The sequence below is a fragment of the Roseovarius aestuarii genome (assembly GCF_019966515.1).
Lineage (GTDB): Bacteria > Pseudomonadota > Alphaproteobacteria > Rhodobacterales > Rhodobacteraceae > Roseovarius > Roseovarius aestuarii.
Map to the genome: position 1 here is coordinate 132,699 of NZ_JAIMIB010000004.1, position 16,784 is coordinate 149,482.

The 16,784-nt window shown below is 58.8% G+C and carries 15 protein-coding genes; 12 read left to right on the forward strand and 3 right to left on the reverse strand.

The window, feature by feature from the left end; genetic code table 11:
- Nucleotides 1-3: 3 nt before the first annotated feature.
- Entirely contained in the window at nucleotides 4-822 is an 819-nt protein-coding gene (locus tag LC334_RS07630) for a methyltransferase domain-containing protein (protein ID WP_085799931.1), read from the reverse strand.
- 18 nt (nucleotides 823-840) lie between these two features.
- Between LC334_RS07630 and LC334_RS07635 the strand changes: the two genes are divergently transcribed.
- From LC334_RS07635 to LC334_RS07650, 4 genes are read left to right on the forward strand one after another with little or no spacing between them, the layout of a single operon-like run.
- Complete coding sequence (locus LC334_RS07635; protein ID WP_085799930.1) at nucleotides 841-1,569, forward strand: ComF family protein; 729 nt, start codon at nucleotides 841-843, stop codon at nucleotides 1,567-1,569.
- Nucleotides 1,570-1,605: 36 nt separating this feature from the next.
- Nucleotides 1,606-1,863, forward strand: a complete 258-nt coding sequence (gene grxC, locus LC334_RS07640; protein WP_085799929.1) for a glutaredoxin 3 — start codon at nucleotides 1,606-1,608, stop codon at nucleotides 1,861-1,863.
- Nucleotides 1,864-1,868: 5 nt separating this feature from the next.
- The gene (locus LC334_RS07645) at nucleotides 1,869-2,702 is read left to right on the forward strand and encodes a carbon-nitrogen hydrolase family protein (protein ID WP_085800056.1); all 834 of its coding nucleotides are present in this window, start codon (nucleotides 1,869-1,871) and stop codon (nucleotides 2,700-2,702) included.
- The gene (locus tag LC334_RS07650) at nucleotides 2,699-3,145 is read left to right on the forward strand and encodes a MarR family winged helix-turn-helix transcriptional regulator (RefSeq protein ID WP_085799928.1); all 447 of its coding nucleotides are present in this window, start codon (nucleotides 2,699-2,701) and stop codon (nucleotides 3,143-3,145) included. Before LC334_RS07645 ends, LC334_RS07650 begins: the two co-directional genes overlap by 4 nt.
- A 7-nt stretch (nucleotides 3,146-3,152) precedes the next feature.
- Here LC334_RS07650 and ubiG read toward each other — a convergent pair whose 3' ends face one another.
- Nucleotides 3,153-3,899 (reverse strand): bifunctional 2-polyprenyl-6-hydroxyphenol methylase/3-demethylubiquinol 3-O-methyltransferase UbiG, encoded by a 747-nt coding sequence (gene ubiG / locus LC334_RS07655; protein WP_085799927.1) that lies wholly within the window; start codon nucleotides 3,897-3,899, stop codon nucleotides 3,153-3,155.
- A gap of 48 nt (nucleotides 3,900-3,947) precedes the next feature.
- Between ubiG and pip the strand changes: the two genes are divergently transcribed.
- The 4 genes from pip to LC334_RS07675 all read left to right on the forward strand — a co-directional run bounded on the left by pip (nucleotide 3,948) and on the right by LC334_RS07675 (nucleotide 8,807).
- Nucleotides 3,948-4,925, forward strand: coding sequence for a prolyl aminopeptidase (gene pip / locus LC334_RS07660; RefSeq protein ID WP_085799926.1), 978 nt, complete (start codon nucleotides 3,948-3,950; stop codon nucleotides 4,923-4,925).
- Nucleotides 4,926-5,010: 85 nt separating this feature from the next.
- Nucleotides 5,011-5,637, forward strand: a complete 627-nt coding sequence (locus tag LC334_RS07665; protein WP_176237664.1) for a CDGSH iron-sulfur domain-containing protein — start codon at nucleotides 5,011-5,013, stop codon at nucleotides 5,635-5,637.
- Between the two features lie 728 nt (nucleotides 5,638-6,365).
- Complete coding sequence (locus LC334_RS07670) at nucleotides 6,366-7,541, forward strand: serine/threonine protein kinase (protein WP_085799924.1); 1,176 nt, start codon at nucleotides 6,366-6,368, stop codon at nucleotides 7,539-7,541.
- Between the two features lie 285 nt (nucleotides 7,542-7,826).
- Nucleotides 7,827-8,807, forward strand: a complete 981-nt coding sequence (locus tag LC334_RS07675; RefSeq protein ID WP_085799923.1) for a complex I NDUFA9 subunit family protein — start codon at nucleotides 7,827-7,829, stop codon at nucleotides 8,805-8,807.
- Here the strand turns inward: LC334_RS07675 and LC334_RS07680 are convergent, their stop codons facing one another.
- Nucleotides 8,808-9,611, reverse strand: coding sequence for an undecaprenyl-diphosphate phosphatase (locus tag LC334_RS07680; RefSeq protein WP_085799922.1), 804 nt, complete (start codon nucleotides 9,609-9,611; stop codon nucleotides 8,808-8,810).
- 221 nt (nucleotides 9,612-9,832) lie between these two features.
- On the opposite strand from LC334_RS07680, the gene LC334_RS07685 reads away from it, so the two are divergent.
- From LC334_RS07685 to gltB, 4 genes are read left to right on the forward strand one after another with little or no spacing between them, the layout of a single operon-like run.
- Nucleotides 9,833-11,266 carry an NAD(P)-dependent oxidoreductase gene (locus tag LC334_RS07685; protein WP_176237663.1) on the forward strand — a complete coding sequence of 478 codons (1,434 nt, stop codon included), beginning with the start codon at nucleotides 9,833-9,835 and terminating at the stop codon, nucleotides 11,264-11,266.
- A 51-nt stretch (nucleotides 11,267-11,317) separates the two neighbouring features.
- Nucleotides 11,318-11,746: a GFA family protein gene (locus LC334_RS07690; protein ID WP_085799920.1), complete on the forward strand. Its 429-nt coding sequence runs from the start codon at nucleotides 11,318-11,320 to the stop codon at nucleotides 11,744-11,746.
- On the forward strand, nucleotides 11,743-12,183 hold the full coding sequence (locus LC334_RS07695) for a GFA family protein (protein WP_085799919.1): 441 nt from the start codon (nucleotides 11,743-11,745) through the stop codon (nucleotides 12,181-12,183). Before LC334_RS07690 ends, LC334_RS07695 begins: the two co-directional genes overlap by 4 nt.
- Nucleotides 12,180-16,712, forward strand: coding sequence for a glutamate synthase large subunit (gene gltB, locus LC334_RS07700; RefSeq protein WP_085799918.1), 4,533 nt, complete (start codon nucleotides 12,180-12,182; stop codon nucleotides 16,710-16,712). Before LC334_RS07695 ends, gltB begins: the two co-directional genes overlap by 4 nt.
- The last annotated feature ends 72 nt before the right edge of the window (nucleotides 16,713-16,784 follow it).

Below are 16,784 nucleotides of genomic sequence, written 5' to 3' on the forward strand. Positions count from 1 at the left end.
TCGTCAATCTTTCAGGGGGGTTTCGGTCGATCCCAGCGCCTCGGCGAGACGGGTAGAGGCCGATCCGGAGCGCAATGGTTGCGGTTGACTGGCATCGGGGGCCCAGCCAGTCAGGAAAACCATGTCGAAAGATGCCAGGACACGGCCCTGATCCGTGCTGAATCGCTCTTGATAGATTTCGGAGGCGCGATGGATCAGCCGCCGCTGCGGTCCGGTTCTCAGACGGTCGGACAAGGCGTTGCCTTCACCCATCGCACGCAAGTCGCGCATCAGGTCCAGGGGTGAGCTGTAGCTGACGTTCGTCGCCTGACTGTCGGCAACCGGCAGCGCAAAGCCCGCCCGTTGCATCAGCCCACCGAGATCGCGAATTTCCGCCATCGGCGCCACACGCGGGGACAGGCCACCGTAGAGATCCGATTCCGCCTGCGCAAAGGCGGCGCGAAGTTCATGTAGTGTTTCGCCGCCAAACAGGACGCACAGAAACAGACCATCCGGCCGCAAAGCTCGGCGTGCCTGAATCAACTGGCCTACCGGGTCGTCTGCCCAATGCAGGCAAAGCGCGTGAATAACCAGATCATGGGCGAGAGGGCCCAGCGCCAGCGGTTCGCTATCGCTGACCACTTTTGCCTGCGGAAAGGCCGTTTGCCAGGCACTTTCGATTCCGGTGACAATGGCGATATCCCTAAAGGTTTTGTTAACCAGCCCGATGCGATCCTTGATCTCGTCTATGGCATTTTCGTGCAGGAAAAACGCAGGCTTTGTCGACCGGCACGCGCGGTGTCGATTGCGGATCAGGGCGGCGCGATCAGTCAGGTTATTCATATCGGGGACAATAGGGCGATGGCTGGCGGGATTCAAACAGCGTTGCGGATGATCTATCCATCGCGTTGCACGATTTGCGGCACGCAGGTCGATAGCGATTTCGGCCTCTGCGGCCCATGCTGGCGCGATACGCCTTTTATCTCGGGTCTTTGTTGTGATGCTTGTGGGGTGCCGTTGTTGGGTGAGGATCGAGGGGAGGTCGAGTTCTGTGACGATTGCCTCAAGGTCGCCCGACCCTGGAGTCGCGGACGTGCCGCCATGCTTTACCGCGATAACGGGCGCAAGCTTGTGCTCGCGTTGAAACATGGGGATCGCCACGATGTCGTGCGACCCGCCGCGCTTTGGCTGGCGCGTGCGGCGCAACCTTTGTTGACACGAAACATGCTGATCGCACCGATACCGCTACATTGGTTGCGTATGCTGAAGCGCCGGTTCAATCAGTCGGCCCTATTAGCGAAAGCGTTGGCAATCGAGGTCAAGCAGGAGCAGTGCCCCGATCTCCTGATCCGTACCGTTCGTACGCGATCATTGGACGGGCTTCGCCGCGACGAACGCTTTGAAACCCTGGACGGTGCAATCAGCGTTCATCCGAAACGCCGGCACAAACTGGTGGGGCGGGATGTGCTGTTACTTGATGACGTCATGACCTCGGGCGCGACCCTATCGGCGGCCACGCAGGCCTGTCTGTCGGCTGGCGCCAAAAATGTGTGCATTCTGACCCTAGCGCGAGTGGCAAAGGACACCTAAGTTCTCTGTAACACTCAACAGCAGGAACCGCACGAAATGAAATCGGTTGAAATCTACACGTCTCCCATGTGCGGCTTTTGTCATGCTGCCAAACGCCTGCTCAAAGACAAGGGCATCAGTTTTTCCGAGATCAATGTCTGGTCCAATCCATCCCGCAAACCCGAGATGATTCAGCGTGCGAATGGCGGCCGCACAGTGCCGCAGATTTTCGTCGGTGATACCCATGTAGGCGGTTGCGACGATCTCTATGCGCTTGAGCGGGCCGGCAAGCTGGATGCTCTGGTGGCTGCGTGAGCGGCATGAAGACGGCCCTCGTCCAGCTTAACAGCAGCGATGATCCCGGGGCCAATCTTTTGCAGACACGCGACCTGATCGCGCAAGCCGCCGGAGAAGGCGCGCGTTTTGTGCTGACGCCAGAGGTGACAAACTGCGTCTCCGCCAGCCGTTTGCATCAGTCCGAGGTATTGCAACCTGAGGATCAGGACATCACCCTTGCGTCCCTGCGAGAGCAGGCAGAAGAGCTGGGTATTTGGCTCTTGATTGGATCATTGGCGCTCAAGACCAGCGATCCCGATGGCCGGTTCTGCAACCGGTCCTTCCTTATTTCGCCACGGGGCGACATCAAATCCCGCTATGACAAGATTCACATGTTCGATGTGCAGGTCTCGGATACCGAAATCTATCACGAATCGAAGGGTTACCGCCCCGGTCGCCACAGCGTTCTGAGCCAGGTGGACGATTTCTTCCTGGGCATGACCATATGTTATGATCTGCGGTTTCCGCATCTCTACCGGGGTTTGGCGCAGGCGGGGGCGGGGGTGATATCGGTGCCGTCGGCGTTTTCACCGGTGACGGGTGCCGCCCATTGGGAGGTGCTGTTGCGCGCCCGCGCCATTGAAAACGGCTGCTACATCCTTGCCCCGGCGCAAACCGGCAGGCATTCGGCGCAGGCGGGTCGTGAGCGCGAGACCCACGGAAATTCACTAGCGATCGACCCGTGGGGCCGGGTTGTGGGCAGTGCCGGAACCGGAACCGGCATCATAATCGTTGATTTGCACCCCGCTGAGGTGGCACAAGCGCGAGAGCGTATTCCATCGCTGACAAACGGAACTGAATTTGTAGCGCCTGAATGAGTGATGAAACCAGAAATGCTTTGGCGGTTGCGCTGTTTAGCGAGATCTTGACCAATGATCAGCTGATCCGGAACCGCCTGAGCCGGGTGCTGCCCAAAGGCATGGAAGTGTCGCATTTCTCGGTACTCAACCACCTGGCGCATCTGAATGATGAACGCAGCCCGGCGCAGCTGGCAAAGAACTTTCATGTCACGCGCGGGGCGATGACCAACACGCTCAGCAAACTTGAACTGGCAGGCTATGTGCATATCCGGCCGGACTGGGATGATGCCCGCCGCAAGAAGGTCGCGATCAGCCCCGCTGGTCGCACGGCGCGCGAGGCGGCGATCAGTGCGATCGCGCCGATGATTTCGGAAATGGTTGCGGATCTGGGCGAGGACAAAGTGCGCGCCACCTTGCCGGTGATGCGAGAATTGCGCGGTCGTCTGGAAGCCAAGGAATAGTGGTGGGTCAGGCGGGTTTGATGCTGGCGGTCACATAATTGACGCTCAGGTCCCGCGGCGACAGAGACCACGTCCAGAGCACGGGATTGAAGACGAATCCCTTGCGGTCAACAGGCTCTAATCCAGCCTGTTTCAGCAGTTTACAGAGTTCATCGGGGGTGATGAACTTGTGCCACTCGTGCGTGCCCTTGGGCAGCCATCGCATGACATATTCCGCGCCGACGATGGCCATGGCAAAGCTTTTAGCGTTGCGGTTGATGGTCGAACAGAGGTGAATGCCCCCCGGGCGCAGAAGCTGTCGGCACGCTGTCAGGTAGGTCAGCGGCTCGGCGACATGTTCAACGACCTCCATGTTCAGGAGAGCGTCAAACTGTTCGCCCGCTTCGGCCAGCGCTTCGGCCGTTGTGTGGCGATAATCGATATCCAGCCCCGATTGTTCGGCATGGACCTGCGCCACAGAAATGTTCCGTTCTGCCGCGTCCGCGCCGACCACCTCAGCCCCCAGCCGCGCCATCGGCTCACTCAGCAAGCCGCCGCCGCAGCCGATGTCCAGTATGCGCAAGCCCTTGAACGGCTCGCGGGTCGAAAGATCGCGATCAAACTCCGCCGCGATCTGGCTGGTGATATAATCTAACCGACACGGGTTGAGCATATGCAGCGGCTTGAATTTGCCGTTCGGGTCCCACCACTCAGCGGCCATCGCCTCGAATTTGGCGACCTCATCGGGATCAATCGTTGTCTGAGCGGCTTGCATTCTGCTCTCCATATGCGTTGATGGTGTTGACCATACTATAGGACGATCATGGACAAATTCTCAGGCCAAAAGAGCGCAGTCCAGTATCTCTACCCGCCGGTCGAGCCCTTTGACCGGCACATGATGGATGTGGGTGACGGGCACAAGGTCTATGTCGAACAGTCCGGCAACCCCGACGGCGTACCGGTTATCGTGCTGCATGGCGGTCCCGGTGGCGGTTGCAGCCCGGCAATGCGGCGCTACTTCGACCCCAAGGTCTATCGCATCGTGCTTTTCGATCAGCGTGGCTGCGGCCGGTCAAAACCCCATGCCAGCGTTGAGGCGAACACCACCTGGCATCTGGTGGCGGATATCGAAAAGATACGTAACAGCTTTGGCATTGATCGCTGGATCGTCTTTGGCGGCAGCTGGGGCGCGACGCTGGCGCTGATCTACGCTCAGGCCCATCCCGACCGGGTGAGGCAACTGGTGCTGCGCGGCGTCTTCATGATGACCCAGGCCGAGCTTGATTGGTTCTATGGCGGTGGCGCTGGGCAGTTCTGGCCCGAAACCTGGGAGCGATTTCAAGAGCTTATCCCCGAAGATGAGCGTGGAGACATGATCAGCGCCTATCACAAGCGCCTGTTTGCGGATGATAGCGCAACCCAGACGATTTACGCCAAGGCGTGGTCCGCTTGGGAAAATGCCGTGGCGACCGTGCATTCCAGCGGTACCGGCGGTGACAGCCCGGCAGAGTATGCGCGCGCCTTTGCGCGGCTTGAAAACCACTATTTCACCAATGCGGGATTTCTCGATTATGACGGTCAAATCACGGACCAGATGGCCAAAATCGCGCATATACCCGGCGTAATCGTGCAGGGGCGCTATGATATGATTTGCCCGCCCCGCACCGCCTACAGGCTGGCGGAGGTTTGGGGTGAAAATGCCGATCTGCGGATGATTCCGGTAGCGGGTCATGCCCTATCGGAACCCGGGATCAGTGCCGAGCTTGTGGGCGTGATGGATCGGTTGGCACAGATGCACTGACCCGTCCGAGTTGGCGGTGCGCAGGTGAATTTTGGATCAATCCCGCGATCGGGCTACACTCATGGTAGAATCAGGGAGTGCAGAGATGAGCGACAAACCGGAGTTCGAAGAACGCGAAAACGGCCCGCTGGTGGTCAAGGGCGTCACACGCATGATCGGTGCGGACGGCACCGAGGTCGAAACCAAGGAGGTGATGGCGCTCTGCCGTTGCGGGCATTCCGGGAATAAACCGTTCTGTGATGGCAGCCACAAGGAAGCCAGTTTCGAAAGCCGCGGCGGAGAGCCCGCTGGCAAAGACAGGCTGCTGAGTTATGAAGGCGCCGAGGTCACGGTGACGTACAATCCCTTGCTCTGTTCCCACGCCGCTGAATGTGGCCGCCTGGCCAGTCACATCTTCAACCCGGCACAAAAGCCCTGGGTCCAGCCCGACAATGGCACCAAAGCCGAGGTCGAAGCCGTGGTTGCCGCCTGTCCCTCGGGCGCGTTGGCGCTGAGACATGCCGACGGCGCGCGCGAGCATCGGCTGGCAGAGCGCTGCGATGTGATGATCGAAAAAAATGGCCCTTATTGGGTACAGAACGTCAAATCGCCCGTCGGCCCGCAGGGGGAGGGCATGTCGTCGAAGAAATACGTTCTCTGCCGCTGCGGCTTATCGGGGAACAAACCCTATTGTGACGGGTCGCACAGGGATCATGGCTGGACGGACGACTAATCGGTGTTAGGCGTTACGCTCCTTCCCGCAGCCGGGGCGTGGTGCTTTGTGCGAGTTCAATGAGCATGAGCAACCAAAACCATCAGAGTAAAAACTTCGATTGATACGAGGGCCGCTTGCGCCCGTAGGGTCGGCTTTATGGGATCAGTCACGGAATTCGTGGTGATTCGAATTAGATACTGGCGGCATGAAACAGAAAGTTCCAATTTTGCAGGCCTTTCGTTTCTGGGTCGTGTCCAATTGGTTGTCGTGGCCAGGATTGTCGCTTGACCGTGTTTCTGTGAGCCACCGTTGGTTATACTAATTATAGACTACAAAAAATTTTATATTCTTACTTAACAGATACTTACTAAGATTTTGATCAAATAATACGTAAGTTTGACCAACTTTCACCACATTGGAGTCGGTACAACTAATAACTACAAGTAATACCGTTGCTGGTTCTCGTACCGAAAGTGAAAGGAGGCGCCAATGCGGTCGAAACATCTGTTTGCAGAAGTCGTGACGCCTCTGAACCCGGTCGGCGGTATGCTTAAACTTTGCGGGGTTTGTGGGCCAGCGCGCTCAAACTTCGCCCAGCCCAGGTTGTTGGTACCGGGTGCTAAGATCAAATCCAGTCCGAGCAGGAATGGTCGAGAAAATGCGAGCTAGCCAGGAGGAAGCAAGAATTTTCCCGCGTTAAGAATGCCAGAACTACCAGTTGTGTAACGATTACCTAGGATACCCCGATGAACATGCACGCCGCCAATATTGTACAACTTGACGAAGCGATTTTCGAAGATGACCTGACCCCGGGCACGAACCTGATGCACGGGCAGTACGAAATTGAAAGCTTTCTTGCTTCAGGTGGTTTCGGCATAACCTATACAGCATATGACAGTCTGGATCGCCGTGTCGTGATCAAGGAATGCTACCCGCAAAATTTTTGCCGCCGCCAGAATACATCGGTCTTGCCGCGCTCGCGCAATTATTCGGGAGATCTGGAATCGATCGTGCAGCTGTTTGCACGCGAGGCGTTCAACCTTTCGAAGGTACGGCACCCGAATATCGTTCGTGTTCATCAGGTTTTTGAAGAAAACAACACCGCTTACATGGTGCTGGACTATGTTGAAGGCGTGGATCTTCTTGATACGCTTGAGAACAACCCCGCAAGTCTTACCCCTGAAAAACTCACGGCCTATCTGCTGAAAATTCTCAGCGCGGTCGAACATGTGCACGAGCAGGGGATGCTTCACCGTGACATATCACCTGACAATATCGTCATCAGCAAAACAGGTGAGCCTATACTGATCGATTTCGGCGCTGCCCGCGACCAGGCCCGCGAAAAAACCAGTCGGCTGCTGTCTTCGCTGCATGTGATCAAGGATGGCTATTCCCCGCAGGAATTTTACATCGAAGGCAGCGAACAGGGGCCGTCATCTGATCTCTACTCACTGGCTGCCAGCTTTTATCACCTGATTACCGGCGCATTGCCGCCGCATAGCCAAACTCGGTTGGCGGCTTTTGCAACCAAGCAACAGGATCCGTATGTTCCTCTCGCGAACAGGATCGACGGATATTCAGAGAATTTCCTGGCTGCGGTGGACAAGGCGCTGTCGATTATGCCAGCGGAACGTATACAGTCGGCAGCTGAATGGATTGACATAATCCAACAGGATTCATCTGCAACGTCGGGCGAAAAAGAATCGGCCCAAGCGCCCGAGGACGAGGTGGTTATCAAAGTCGGTACACATAAGAAATTGCCTGTGCTGGTAGAGCTCGAAGTAGAGAAGGTTGATACTTCGGCTACCTCGCTTGATTTCGAGGTTAAAGAAACGCCAGTTATCGTTGCACTGGTGGCCCGGACCGTCGCTGCGGTGCTGGATGCGATCGACGCATTCCGGTCTCGCGGCAAAGAGGTGTAAGTGACCGGGGCAGCCCGTGAAAATACTTCGGCTATCTGGCCCGCACTTCCTGGAATGACAGCTTAAGAGCCTGTCCCGCCTCTGGTTGGCGAAACGACCAGCAAGCAAGGCATGAATACGTTGCCAACCCGACATCCGGGCTGATGTCGTGATGCCAACGTTAACACCTGACTCTGAGGGGTATTAGCGGGACGTTCCTCCGATTCCGCTCTGTCTAATCAACTTGTCGAAGCGGGTTCAGGGCGATAGGAAGAGATGTCGGAGTTTTCTGCCTGGAGGCGTCACATGTCCAAGCTTGTCACAATTTACGGCGGATCGGGGTTTGTCGGACGTTACATAGCGCGGCGAATGTCCAAGGCGGGGTGGCGCGTGCGCGTGGCTGTGCGGCGTCCGAACGAGGCCATGCATGTCAAGCCTTACGGTGTTGTGGGGCAGGTCGAGCCGCTTTTGTGCAATATCCGTGATGACAACAGTGTCAGGTCGGTCATGCAGGGAGCCGATGCGGTGGTGAACTGCGTAGGTACTTTTGATCGCAAGGGCCGCAACAATTTCGATGCGGTGCAGCACGAAGGGGCTGAACGGATCGCGCGCATTGCCGCCGAGGAAGGCGTGGCGCGGCTGGTGCACATTTCGGCGATCGGGGCGGATGTGAACTCGGACAGCATGTATGCGCGGACCAAGGCCCAGGGTGAAGAGGGTGTCCTGGCACATTTTCCCACCGCGGTGATCCTGCGCCCATCGGTTATCTTTGGCCCCGAGGATGGTTTTTTCAACCGCTTTGCAGCGATGAGCCGGCTGGGACCCATGTTGCCGATTGTTGGTGCAGAGACAAAGTTTCAGCCTGTTTATGTGGATGATGTGGCACACGCGGTCGAGATGGGCGTGAAGGGCGACGCAGCATCGGGCATTTACGAGCTGGGCGGCCCGGATGCGAGTACTTTCCGTGAGCTGATGCAGGAAATGCTGGGGGTGATCCGTCGCCGGCGGCTGGTCTTGAACATTCCTTTCTGGCTCGCGGGTATTATGGCCGGTGTCATGGAAGTGGTTCAAACAATCACACTTGGACTTGTTCGGGCGCAGATCACGCGGGATCAGGTGGCAAGCCTGCGGGTGGACAATATCGTGTCCGACGAAGCCAAGGGATTTACTGATCTGGGGATCGATCCGACGGCGACCGAGGCTGTTCTACCGGATTACCTGTGGCGCTTCCGGCCTGCCGGGCAATACGAAGCGCTCAAGGAATCCGCTGAAAACCTGCGGGCTTGATCAGCTATAGGCGGCGAAGAGCAGTATACCACCCAGTGCAATTCGGTAGAGCACGTAGGGCGTGTAACTGACGGTTTTCAGCAATCGCATCATCAGGCTTAGGGCCAGCAACGCTGCGAAGAAAGCCAGCATTGCGGCAAGCGCGCAATCTTTCAGCAAGTCGATATCCGCGTTCAGCACGACCTTGCCACCCAATAGGACGCCGCTTGCGATGATAGTCGGGATCGACATGAGCATCGCAAGCTTCGCCGCATCGGGCCGATCATAGCCCAAAAACCGGGCACCGGTGATGCTGATGCCCGATCGCGACGTGCCGGGGATCAGCGCGATGGCCTGCCAGACGCCCATCGTCATCGCGTCGGGAATGGTCCAGTCGCGGGCGGTTTTTTCAGTCTGGCCGTTCTGATCTGCCCAGTAAAGCAGCACACCAAAAACCAGCATCGCCCAGCCGATCACCTTGATGGATCTCAGTTCGTCGTAGAGGCCGGTAAGCTTGAGGATGAGGCCAAACGCAACAACGGGAACCGAGGCAATAAGAAGCAAGAGCGCAAGGCGTGATCCTTCGGTGTCGGCGCGGCCGGTTATCAGTCGGGGTAGCCCACCGATGGTCAGTCGTACATCGGGCCAGAAATAGATCATGACCGCAAAAAGCGTGCCGACATGCACGGCAACGTCCACTGCCACCCCCTGATCGGCATGGCCGGTAATATGTGGCAACAGAATCAGATGGCCTGACGATGATACCGGCAAAAACTCGGTCACCCCCTGAATGACGGCGACGAGAAACAGATGAAACAGCGTCATTTCCTGTGTCCTGCAATTCCCTTGGGCAAAGCTATAAATTATTGAGATTCAAAGGGAAGATCGTATTTAGGTCCGAATCGGATTTAATTCATTGGCAAATTACCGCTGTACAAGGTTCCGGCATGGGAACTAATTCATAATAGGTAACTCTTTATGACTTTATTTTATCCGCTTGTTCCATTAGACAGGTCCGGCATCCAAGAGAATCCGGAGACTATACCGTGGCGAAGCAACCGATGTTGAAATTCGTAACCGTTGATCGTGACATGCCCGAAAAGCGGGCCGCAGCGGAACGAAACAAGGATTTCCACGAGATCTATGCCGAATATGCGGCGGCCAAGGCGCAGGAACAGGCCGGTCGGTGCAGCCAGTGTGGCGTGCCCTATTGCCAATCCCATTGCCCCTTGCACAACAACATCCCGGACTGGTTGCGGATGACGGCCGAAGGGCGGTTGAAAGAAGCCTATGAGCTGAGCCAGGCCACCAATACATTCCCCGAGATTTGCGGGCGGATTTGCCCGCAGGACCGGTTGTGCGAAGGCAATTGCGTGATCGAACAATCGGGGCACGGGACGGTCACCATCGGCTCGGTCGAGAAATATATCACCGATACCGCTTGGGCTGAAGGGTGGGTCACACCCGCCAAGCCGATGCAGGAACGTGTTGAAACCGTTGGGATAATCGGTGCCGGGCCCGGCGGGTTGGCGGCGGCGGATGTGTTGCGGCGCGCCGGTGTTCAGGTCACGGTGTACGATCGGTATGACCGTGGCGGCGGCTTGCTGACATACGGGATTCCGGGCTTCAAGCTGGAGAAGGACGTGGTGCTGCGCAGGATCGAGCAGCTGGAGCAGGGCGGGGTCGAATTCGTGATGAACTGCACTGTGGGCGAGGACATCCAGTTTGATGAATTGCGCAATAAACACAATGCCTTAATCATCGCGACCGGGGTCTATAAATCACGCGACCTGCAGGGCCCGGGATCGGGTGCGACGGGCATCGTGCGGGCGATTGATTATTTGACGGCCAGCAACCGGCTAAGCTTTGGCGATGCCGTGCCTGAATTTGATAGCGGAGAGCTGAACGCCGAAGGCAAACAGGTTGTAGTGATCGGCGGGGGCGATACCGCGATGGATTGTGTTCGCACTGCGGTTCGGCAAGGGGCCAAATCGGTAAAGTGCCTGTATCGCCGGGACCGCGAAAACATGCCGGGCAGTCAGCGCGAAGTGAACAATGCCGAAGAAGAAGGTGTTATTTTCCAGTGGCTTAGTGCGCCAAAAGGCTTTGTCGGCGATCCGGTCAAGGGCGTGATGGTGCAGCAAATGCGCCTGGGGGCACCGGATGCGACCGGCCGCCAGAGCCCCGAGGAAATCGACGGCGCCATCGCCGAAGAGCCCGCCGATCTGGTGATCAAGGCGCTTGGATTCGAACCTGAAGAGCTGCCAACCCTTTGGAATCAAGAGGATTTGGAAGTCACGACCTGGGGTACGATCCGGGCGGAATACACCACCGGGCGCACGGCCATGGACGGGGTTTTTGCCGTGGGTGACATCGTGCGCGGGGCCTCGTTGGTGGTGTGGGCGATCCGGGACGGGCGCGATACGGCGGATGCGGTTCTGGATTATCTGAATGCCGCCGAGGCCGTCGCCGCTGAGTAAGAATTTTCAGGCGATACCCACGCCGACCCCGCTGACGAAGGAACTATTCACATGACCGAGACACGCGAAATCAGTGGCCAATGCCTCTGCGGCGCGGTGACGGTGACGGCAACCGTCACTAAGCCGATTGTGCGCGCGTGCCATTGCGACATGTGTCGGCGTCACACCAGTTCGATGTATATGTCCCTGGCAACCGACCCCGGCAGCGTCAGGTTCGACGGCCCGGCAAAATCCTTCCGGTCGTCGGACTGGGCTGAACGGGGGTTCTGCGAGACCTGCGGATCAACGCTTTGGTATGGCACGGTTGCGGACGGGCAGCGCCATATCGCGGCGGGTCTTTTCGACAATGCGGCGGCTGCGCCGCTGAAACTGGAATTTTTTGCCGATCAAACCCCAGAGGGGTATGCGCTGGCAGGAGAGCACCGCAGGATGACAGCGGCGGAATGTGAAGCCGCTTTTGCGCCGGAGGGCGACAGATGACCGGTGGATGCCTGTGCGGCGCCGTGCGGTTCATCCTGCATCAGCGGCCGGATCACATAGATGTTTGCCATTGCAGCATGTGCCGGAAGTTCAGCGGCGGGATTGAGCTGGGCGTGGACGCAGACCCGGACCAGATCGAATGGCGGGGTGAGGAAAACATCCAGATCTACAAATCGTCTGACTGGGCAGAACGGAGCTTCTGCCGGATCTGCGGGTCGGGCCTGTTCTGGTGCACGAGCGGCAAGCTGGGTGACGGCGAAGGGTTCTTTGGTCTTTGTGCCGGGGCGCTGGACGATCTGGGTGATCTGAAACTGACAAACGAAATTTACATCGACCATAAACCGGCGGGCTATGCCTTTGCCGGTGAGACTGAAAAGAAGACGCAGGCCGAAGCAGAGGCGATTTTTGCCAAGCCCACGGATGGAGGACACCAATGACCAGATATGATGCCGAATGGGTGCGGGGCGAGGAAGCCAAACGCAAATACATGGCTGAAAACGGGATGTATTCTGAGGAAGAAGAGCATTCTTCCTGCGGGGTTGGTCTGGTTGTTGCGGTCAACGGCAAGCCCAGCCGCCAGGTGGTCGATGCGGGCATTGATGCGCTCAAGGCGATCTGGCACAGGGGCGCGGTGGATGCCGATGGCAAGACCGGCGATGGCGCGGGCATTCACGTACAGATCCCGGTGCCGTTCTTCTACGACCAGATCCGCCGCACCGGGCACGAGCCGCGGCAGGATCAACTGGTTGCGGTCGGTCAGGTGTTTCTACCGCGTACGGATTTCGGCGCGCAGGAAACCTGCCGGACCATCGTTGAAACCGAAGTGCTTCGCATGGGGCACTACATCTATGGCTGGCGGCACGTGCCAGTCGATGTGACCTGTCTGGGCGAGAAGGCCAATGCGACCCGCCCCGAGATCGAACAGATCTTGATTTCCAACGCCAAGGGTGTGGATGAGGACACATTCGAGCGCGAGCTTTATGTCATTCGCCGCCGGATCGAAAAGGCCGCCATCGCGGCGGGGATCAGCGGGCTTTATATCGCCTCGCTTTCCTGCCGTTCGATCATCTACAAGGGCATGATGCTGGCCGAGCAGGTGGCGGTTTTCTACCCCGACCTGATGGATGAGCGGTTCAAATCCGCCTTCGCGATCTATCATCAGCGCTATTCAACCAACACCTTTCCGCAATGGTGGCTGGCGCAGCCGTTTCGGATGCTGGCGCATAATGGCGAGATCAACACGCTCAAGGGCAATCTGAACTGGCTGAAAAGCCACGAGATCCGGATGGCAAGTGCCGCCTTTGGCGACATGGCCGAGGATATCAAGCCGATCGTGGCGGGCGGATCGTCGGATTCGGCTGCATTAGACTCTGTTTTCGAGGTTCTGGTGCGGGCAGGGCGGAGCGCGCCGATGGCGAAAACCATGCTGGTGCCGGAATCGTGGTCGAAGCAGGCCGAGGAGCTGCCGCAGGCCTGGCGCGACATGTATTCCTATTGCAACTCGGTCATGGAGCCGTGGGACGGCCCCGCCGCGCTTGCGATGACCGACGGGCGCTGGGTCTGTGCCGGGCTGGATCGCAACGGGTTGCGTCCGATGCGTTACGTGGTGACAGGCGATGGGCTGGTGATTGCCGGGTCCGAGGCCGGGATGGTGCCGATTGACGAGGCTACAGTGAAGTTCAAGGGCGCGCTTGGCCCGGGTCAAATGCTGGCCGTGGACATGAAGAAGGGCAAGCTTTTCCGCGACACCGAGATCAAGGACAAGCTGGCGCGCGCGCTGCCCTTCGGCGAATGGGTCGGTAAGATCAATGAGCTGGATGACGAACTGGCAGTTGTCAGCGAGGCGCCCATTCACACCGGTGCGGAGCTGCGCCGCCGTCAAATCGCTGCGGGCTACACAATTGAAGAGCTGGAACAGATCCTGGCGCCAATGGGCGAGGACGGTAAAGAGGCGATTGCCAGCATGGGCGACGATACGCCCTCGGCGGTTTTGTCCAAGGGTTACCGTCCGCTGAGCCATTATTTCCGGCAGAATTTTTCCCAGGTGACCAACCCGCCGATTGACAGCTTGCGCGAGGCGCGGGTGATGAGTCTGAAGACACGGTTCGGCAACCTGAAGAACGTGCTGGATGAAAGCGGCGCGCAGACCGAGATTCTGGTGCTGGACAGCCCCTTTGTGGGCAATGCCCAGTGGGATGCGCTGATGATGCAGTTCAACGCAGATGTGGCCGATATCGACTGCACCTTCGAGACCGGAAAAGGCGCGTTGCAGGCCGGGCTGGCGCGGATTCGGGCCGAGGCCGAGGATGCGGTACGATCAGGCGCGGGGCATCTCGTGCTGACCGATCGCGGCGTGGGTGAGGACCGGATCGGTATGCCGATGATCCTGGCCACTAGCGCTGTGCATTCCCATCTGACGCGCAAGGGGCTGAGAACTTTCTGTTCGCTCAACGTGCGCTCGGCCGAGTGTATCGATCCGCATTATTTTGCCGTACTGATCGGTGCGGGCGCGACTGTGGTCAACGCCTATCTGGCCGAGGACAGCCTTGCCGACCGGATCGAGCGCGGCTTGCTCGATGGTAATCTGACTGAAGCGGTGGCGCGCTATCGCAATGCAATCGATCAGGGGCTTTTGAAGATCATGTCGAAGATGGGGATATCGGTGGTGTCCTCCTATCGCGGGGGCCTGAATTTCGAGGCGATTGGCCTGAGCCGGGCGATGTGCGCCGAGTTCTTCCCCGGGCTGACCAGCCGGATTTCCGGCATCGGGGTAAGCGGTATCCAGACCAAGTTGGAGGAGGTGCACGCGCAGGCCTTCGGGCGTGGGCAGGACATTCTGCCGATCGGCGGCTTCTACAAGGCGCGCAAATCCGGCGAGACTCATGCCTGGGGCGCGCAGACCATGCATATGATGCAGATGGCCTGCAATAATTCGAGCTATGAGCTGTGGAAGCGCTATTCGGCGGCGATGCAGTCGGCCCCGCCGATCCATATTCGCGACCTGATGGCGATCAAGCCGATGGGGGAAGCGATCTCGGTTGATGACGTGGAAAGCGTGACCGCGATCCGCAAGCGGTTCGTGACGCCGGGCATGTCGCTGGGGGCGCTTTCGCCCGAGGCGCACAAGACGCTTAACGTGGCGATGAACCGGATCGGGGCACGTAGCGACAGTGGCGAGGGCGGCGAGGACCCGGCGCATTTCACGCCGGAACCCAACGGGGATAACCCAAGTGCCAAGATCAAGCAGGTGGCCTCGGGGCGGTTTGGCGTTACGGCGGAATACCTGAACCAGTGCGAGGAGCTGGAGATCAAGGTGGCGCAGGGGGCGAAGCCCGGCGAGGGCGGGCAGCTGCCGGGTATGAAGGTGACCGAGCTGATTGCGCGACTGCGGCACAGCACCAAGGGGGTGACGCTGATCAGCCCGCCGCCGCATCACGATATTTACAGCATCGAGGATCTGGCGCAGCTGATCTATGACCTCAAGCAGATCAACCCGCGCGCCAAGGTGACGGTGAAGCTGGTGGCGCAATCGGGCGTGGGCACGATTGCCGCCGGCGTGGCCAAGGCCAAGGCGGATGTGATCCTGATTTCGGGCCATAATGGCGGCACCGGGGCCAGCCCCGCGACGTCGATCAAATATGCGGGGCTGCCGTGGGAGATGGGCCTTACGGAGGCGCATCAGGTGCTGAGCATGAACAATCTGCGTGAACGCATCACGCTCAGGACCGATGGGGGCCTGCGCACCGGGCGCGATATCGTCATGGCGGCGATGATGGGGGCCGAGGAATACGGGATCGGGACAGCGGCGCTGATCGCGATGGGTTGTATCATGGTGCGGCAGTGCCAGAGCAATACCTGCCCCGTGGGGGTCTGCACCCAGGACGAGGCGTTGCGCGCCAAGTTCACCGGCAATGCCGACAAGGTGGTGAACCTGATCACCTTCTATGCGCAGGAAGTGCGCGAGGTGCTGGCCAGCATCGGCGCACGCAGTCTTGACGATGTGATTGGCCGGGCCGACCTGCTGACGCAGGTCAGCCGCGGGTCGGCGCATCTGGACGATCTGGACCTCAACCCGATGCTGATCACTGTCGATGGCGCGGCGGATATCGTCTATGATCGCGAGCGCGGCCGCAATGAGGTGCCCGAGACGCTGGATGCCGAAATCGTGCGCGATGCGCAGCGGTTCCTGGAGGATGGCGAGAAGATGCAGCTGTCCTACGCGGTGCAGAATACCGACCGGACGGTGGGCACGCGGCTCTCAAGCCATATCGTGCGGAATTTCGGCATGAACAACAGCCTTCAGCCCAACCACCTGACAGTGAAGCTGGCGGGCAGTGCCGGGCAATCACTGGGCGCCTTCGCGGCGCCGGGGCTGAAACTGGAGGTCGCGGGCGACGCCAATGACTATGTCGGCAAGGGCCTGAGTGGCGGTACCATCGTGGTGCGCCCGTCGATGGCAAGCCCGCTGGAGGCGTCGGAGAACACGATCATCGGCAATACCGTGCTTTACGGGGCCACGGACGGTTTCCTGTTTGCGGCGGGCCGGGCCGGTGAACGTTTTGGCGTGCGCAACAGCGGCGCGAAAGTGGTGATCGAAGGCTGCGGCAGCAATGGCTGTGAATACATGACCGGCGGGGTTGCCGTGATCCTGGGGACGATCGGGGCCAATTTCGGTGCGGGCATGACCGGCGGGATGGCGTATCTGTATGATCCTGACGGGCGCGCGGATAAACTGATCAACGCCGAAACGCTGGTGACCTGTCCGGTGGCGGAGGGTCACTGGATGGATGAGCTGGAGGAGCTGATCGAGCGTCATGCCGCAGAAACCGGCAGCGCCAAGGCGCAGAAACTGCTGCAATACTGGGATGTGGAAAAGGTGCATTTCCTGCAGGTCTGCCCGATTGAGATGCTGAACAAGCTGCCCGCGCCGCTGGGCATCGAAGCAGAGGCCGTGCCCGCGGAATAGAGGTTGCAGGCAGGTTATTGTCCGTGGAAACCTGTTCGGATCAAAAAATCCGATGCGGTTCGCTTAACGTAG

What these genes read in the sequence shown, in the direction of transcription:
- LC334_RS07630 (WP_085799931.1), bottom strand. Translation starts at nt 822, where the DNA reads ATGAATAACCTGACTGATCGCGCCGCCCTGATCCGCAATCGACACCGC.
- LC334_RS07635 (WP_085799930.1), top strand. Translation starts at nt 841, where the DNA reads ATGGCTGGCGGGATTCAAACAGCGTTGCGGATGATCTATCCATCGCGT.
- grxC (WP_085799929.1), top strand. Translation starts at nt 1,606, where the DNA reads ATGAAATCGGTTGAAATCTACACGTCTCCCATGTGCGGCTTTTGTCAT.
- LC334_RS07645 (WP_085800056.1), top strand. Translation starts at nt 1,869, where the DNA reads ATGAAGACGGCCCTCGTCCAGCTTAACAGCAGCGATGATCCCGGGGCC.
- LC334_RS07650 (WP_085799928.1), top strand. Translation starts at nt 2,699, where the DNA reads ATGAGTGATGAAACCAGAAATGCTTTGGCGGTTGCGCTGTTTAGCGAG.
- ubiG (WP_085799927.1), bottom strand. Translation starts at nt 3,899, where the DNA reads ATGCAAGCCGCTCAGACAACGATTGATCCCGATGAGGTCGCCAAATTC.
- pip (WP_085799926.1), top strand. Translation starts at nt 3,948, where the DNA reads ATGGACAAATTCTCAGGCCAAAAGAGCGCAGTCCAGTATCTCTACCCG.
- LC334_RS07665 (WP_176237664.1), top strand. Translation starts at nt 5,011, where the DNA reads ATGAGCGACAAACCGGAGTTCGAAGAACGCGAAAACGGCCCGCTGGTG.
- LC334_RS07670 (WP_085799924.1), top strand. Translation starts at nt 6,366, where the DNA reads ATGAACATGCACGCCGCCAATATTGTACAACTTGACGAAGCGATTTTC.
- LC334_RS07675 (WP_085799923.1), top strand. Translation starts at nt 7,827, where the DNA reads ATGTCCAAGCTTGTCACAATTTACGGCGGATCGGGGTTTGTCGGACGT.
- LC334_RS07680 (WP_085799922.1), bottom strand. Translation starts at nt 9,611, where the DNA reads ATGACGCTGTTTCATCTGTTTCTCGTCGCCGTCATTCAGGGGGTGACC.
- LC334_RS07690 (WP_085799920.1), top strand. Translation starts at nt 11,318, where the DNA reads ATGACCGAGACACGCGAAATCAGTGGCCAATGCCTCTGCGGCGCGGTG.
- LC334_RS07695 (WP_085799919.1), top strand. Translation starts at nt 11,743, where the DNA reads ATGACCGGTGGATGCCTGTGCGGCGCCGTGCGGTTCATCCTGCATCAG.
- gltB (WP_085799918.1), top strand. Translation starts at nt 12,180, where the DNA reads ATGACCAGATATGATGCCGAATGGGTGCGGGGCGAGGAAGCCAAACGC.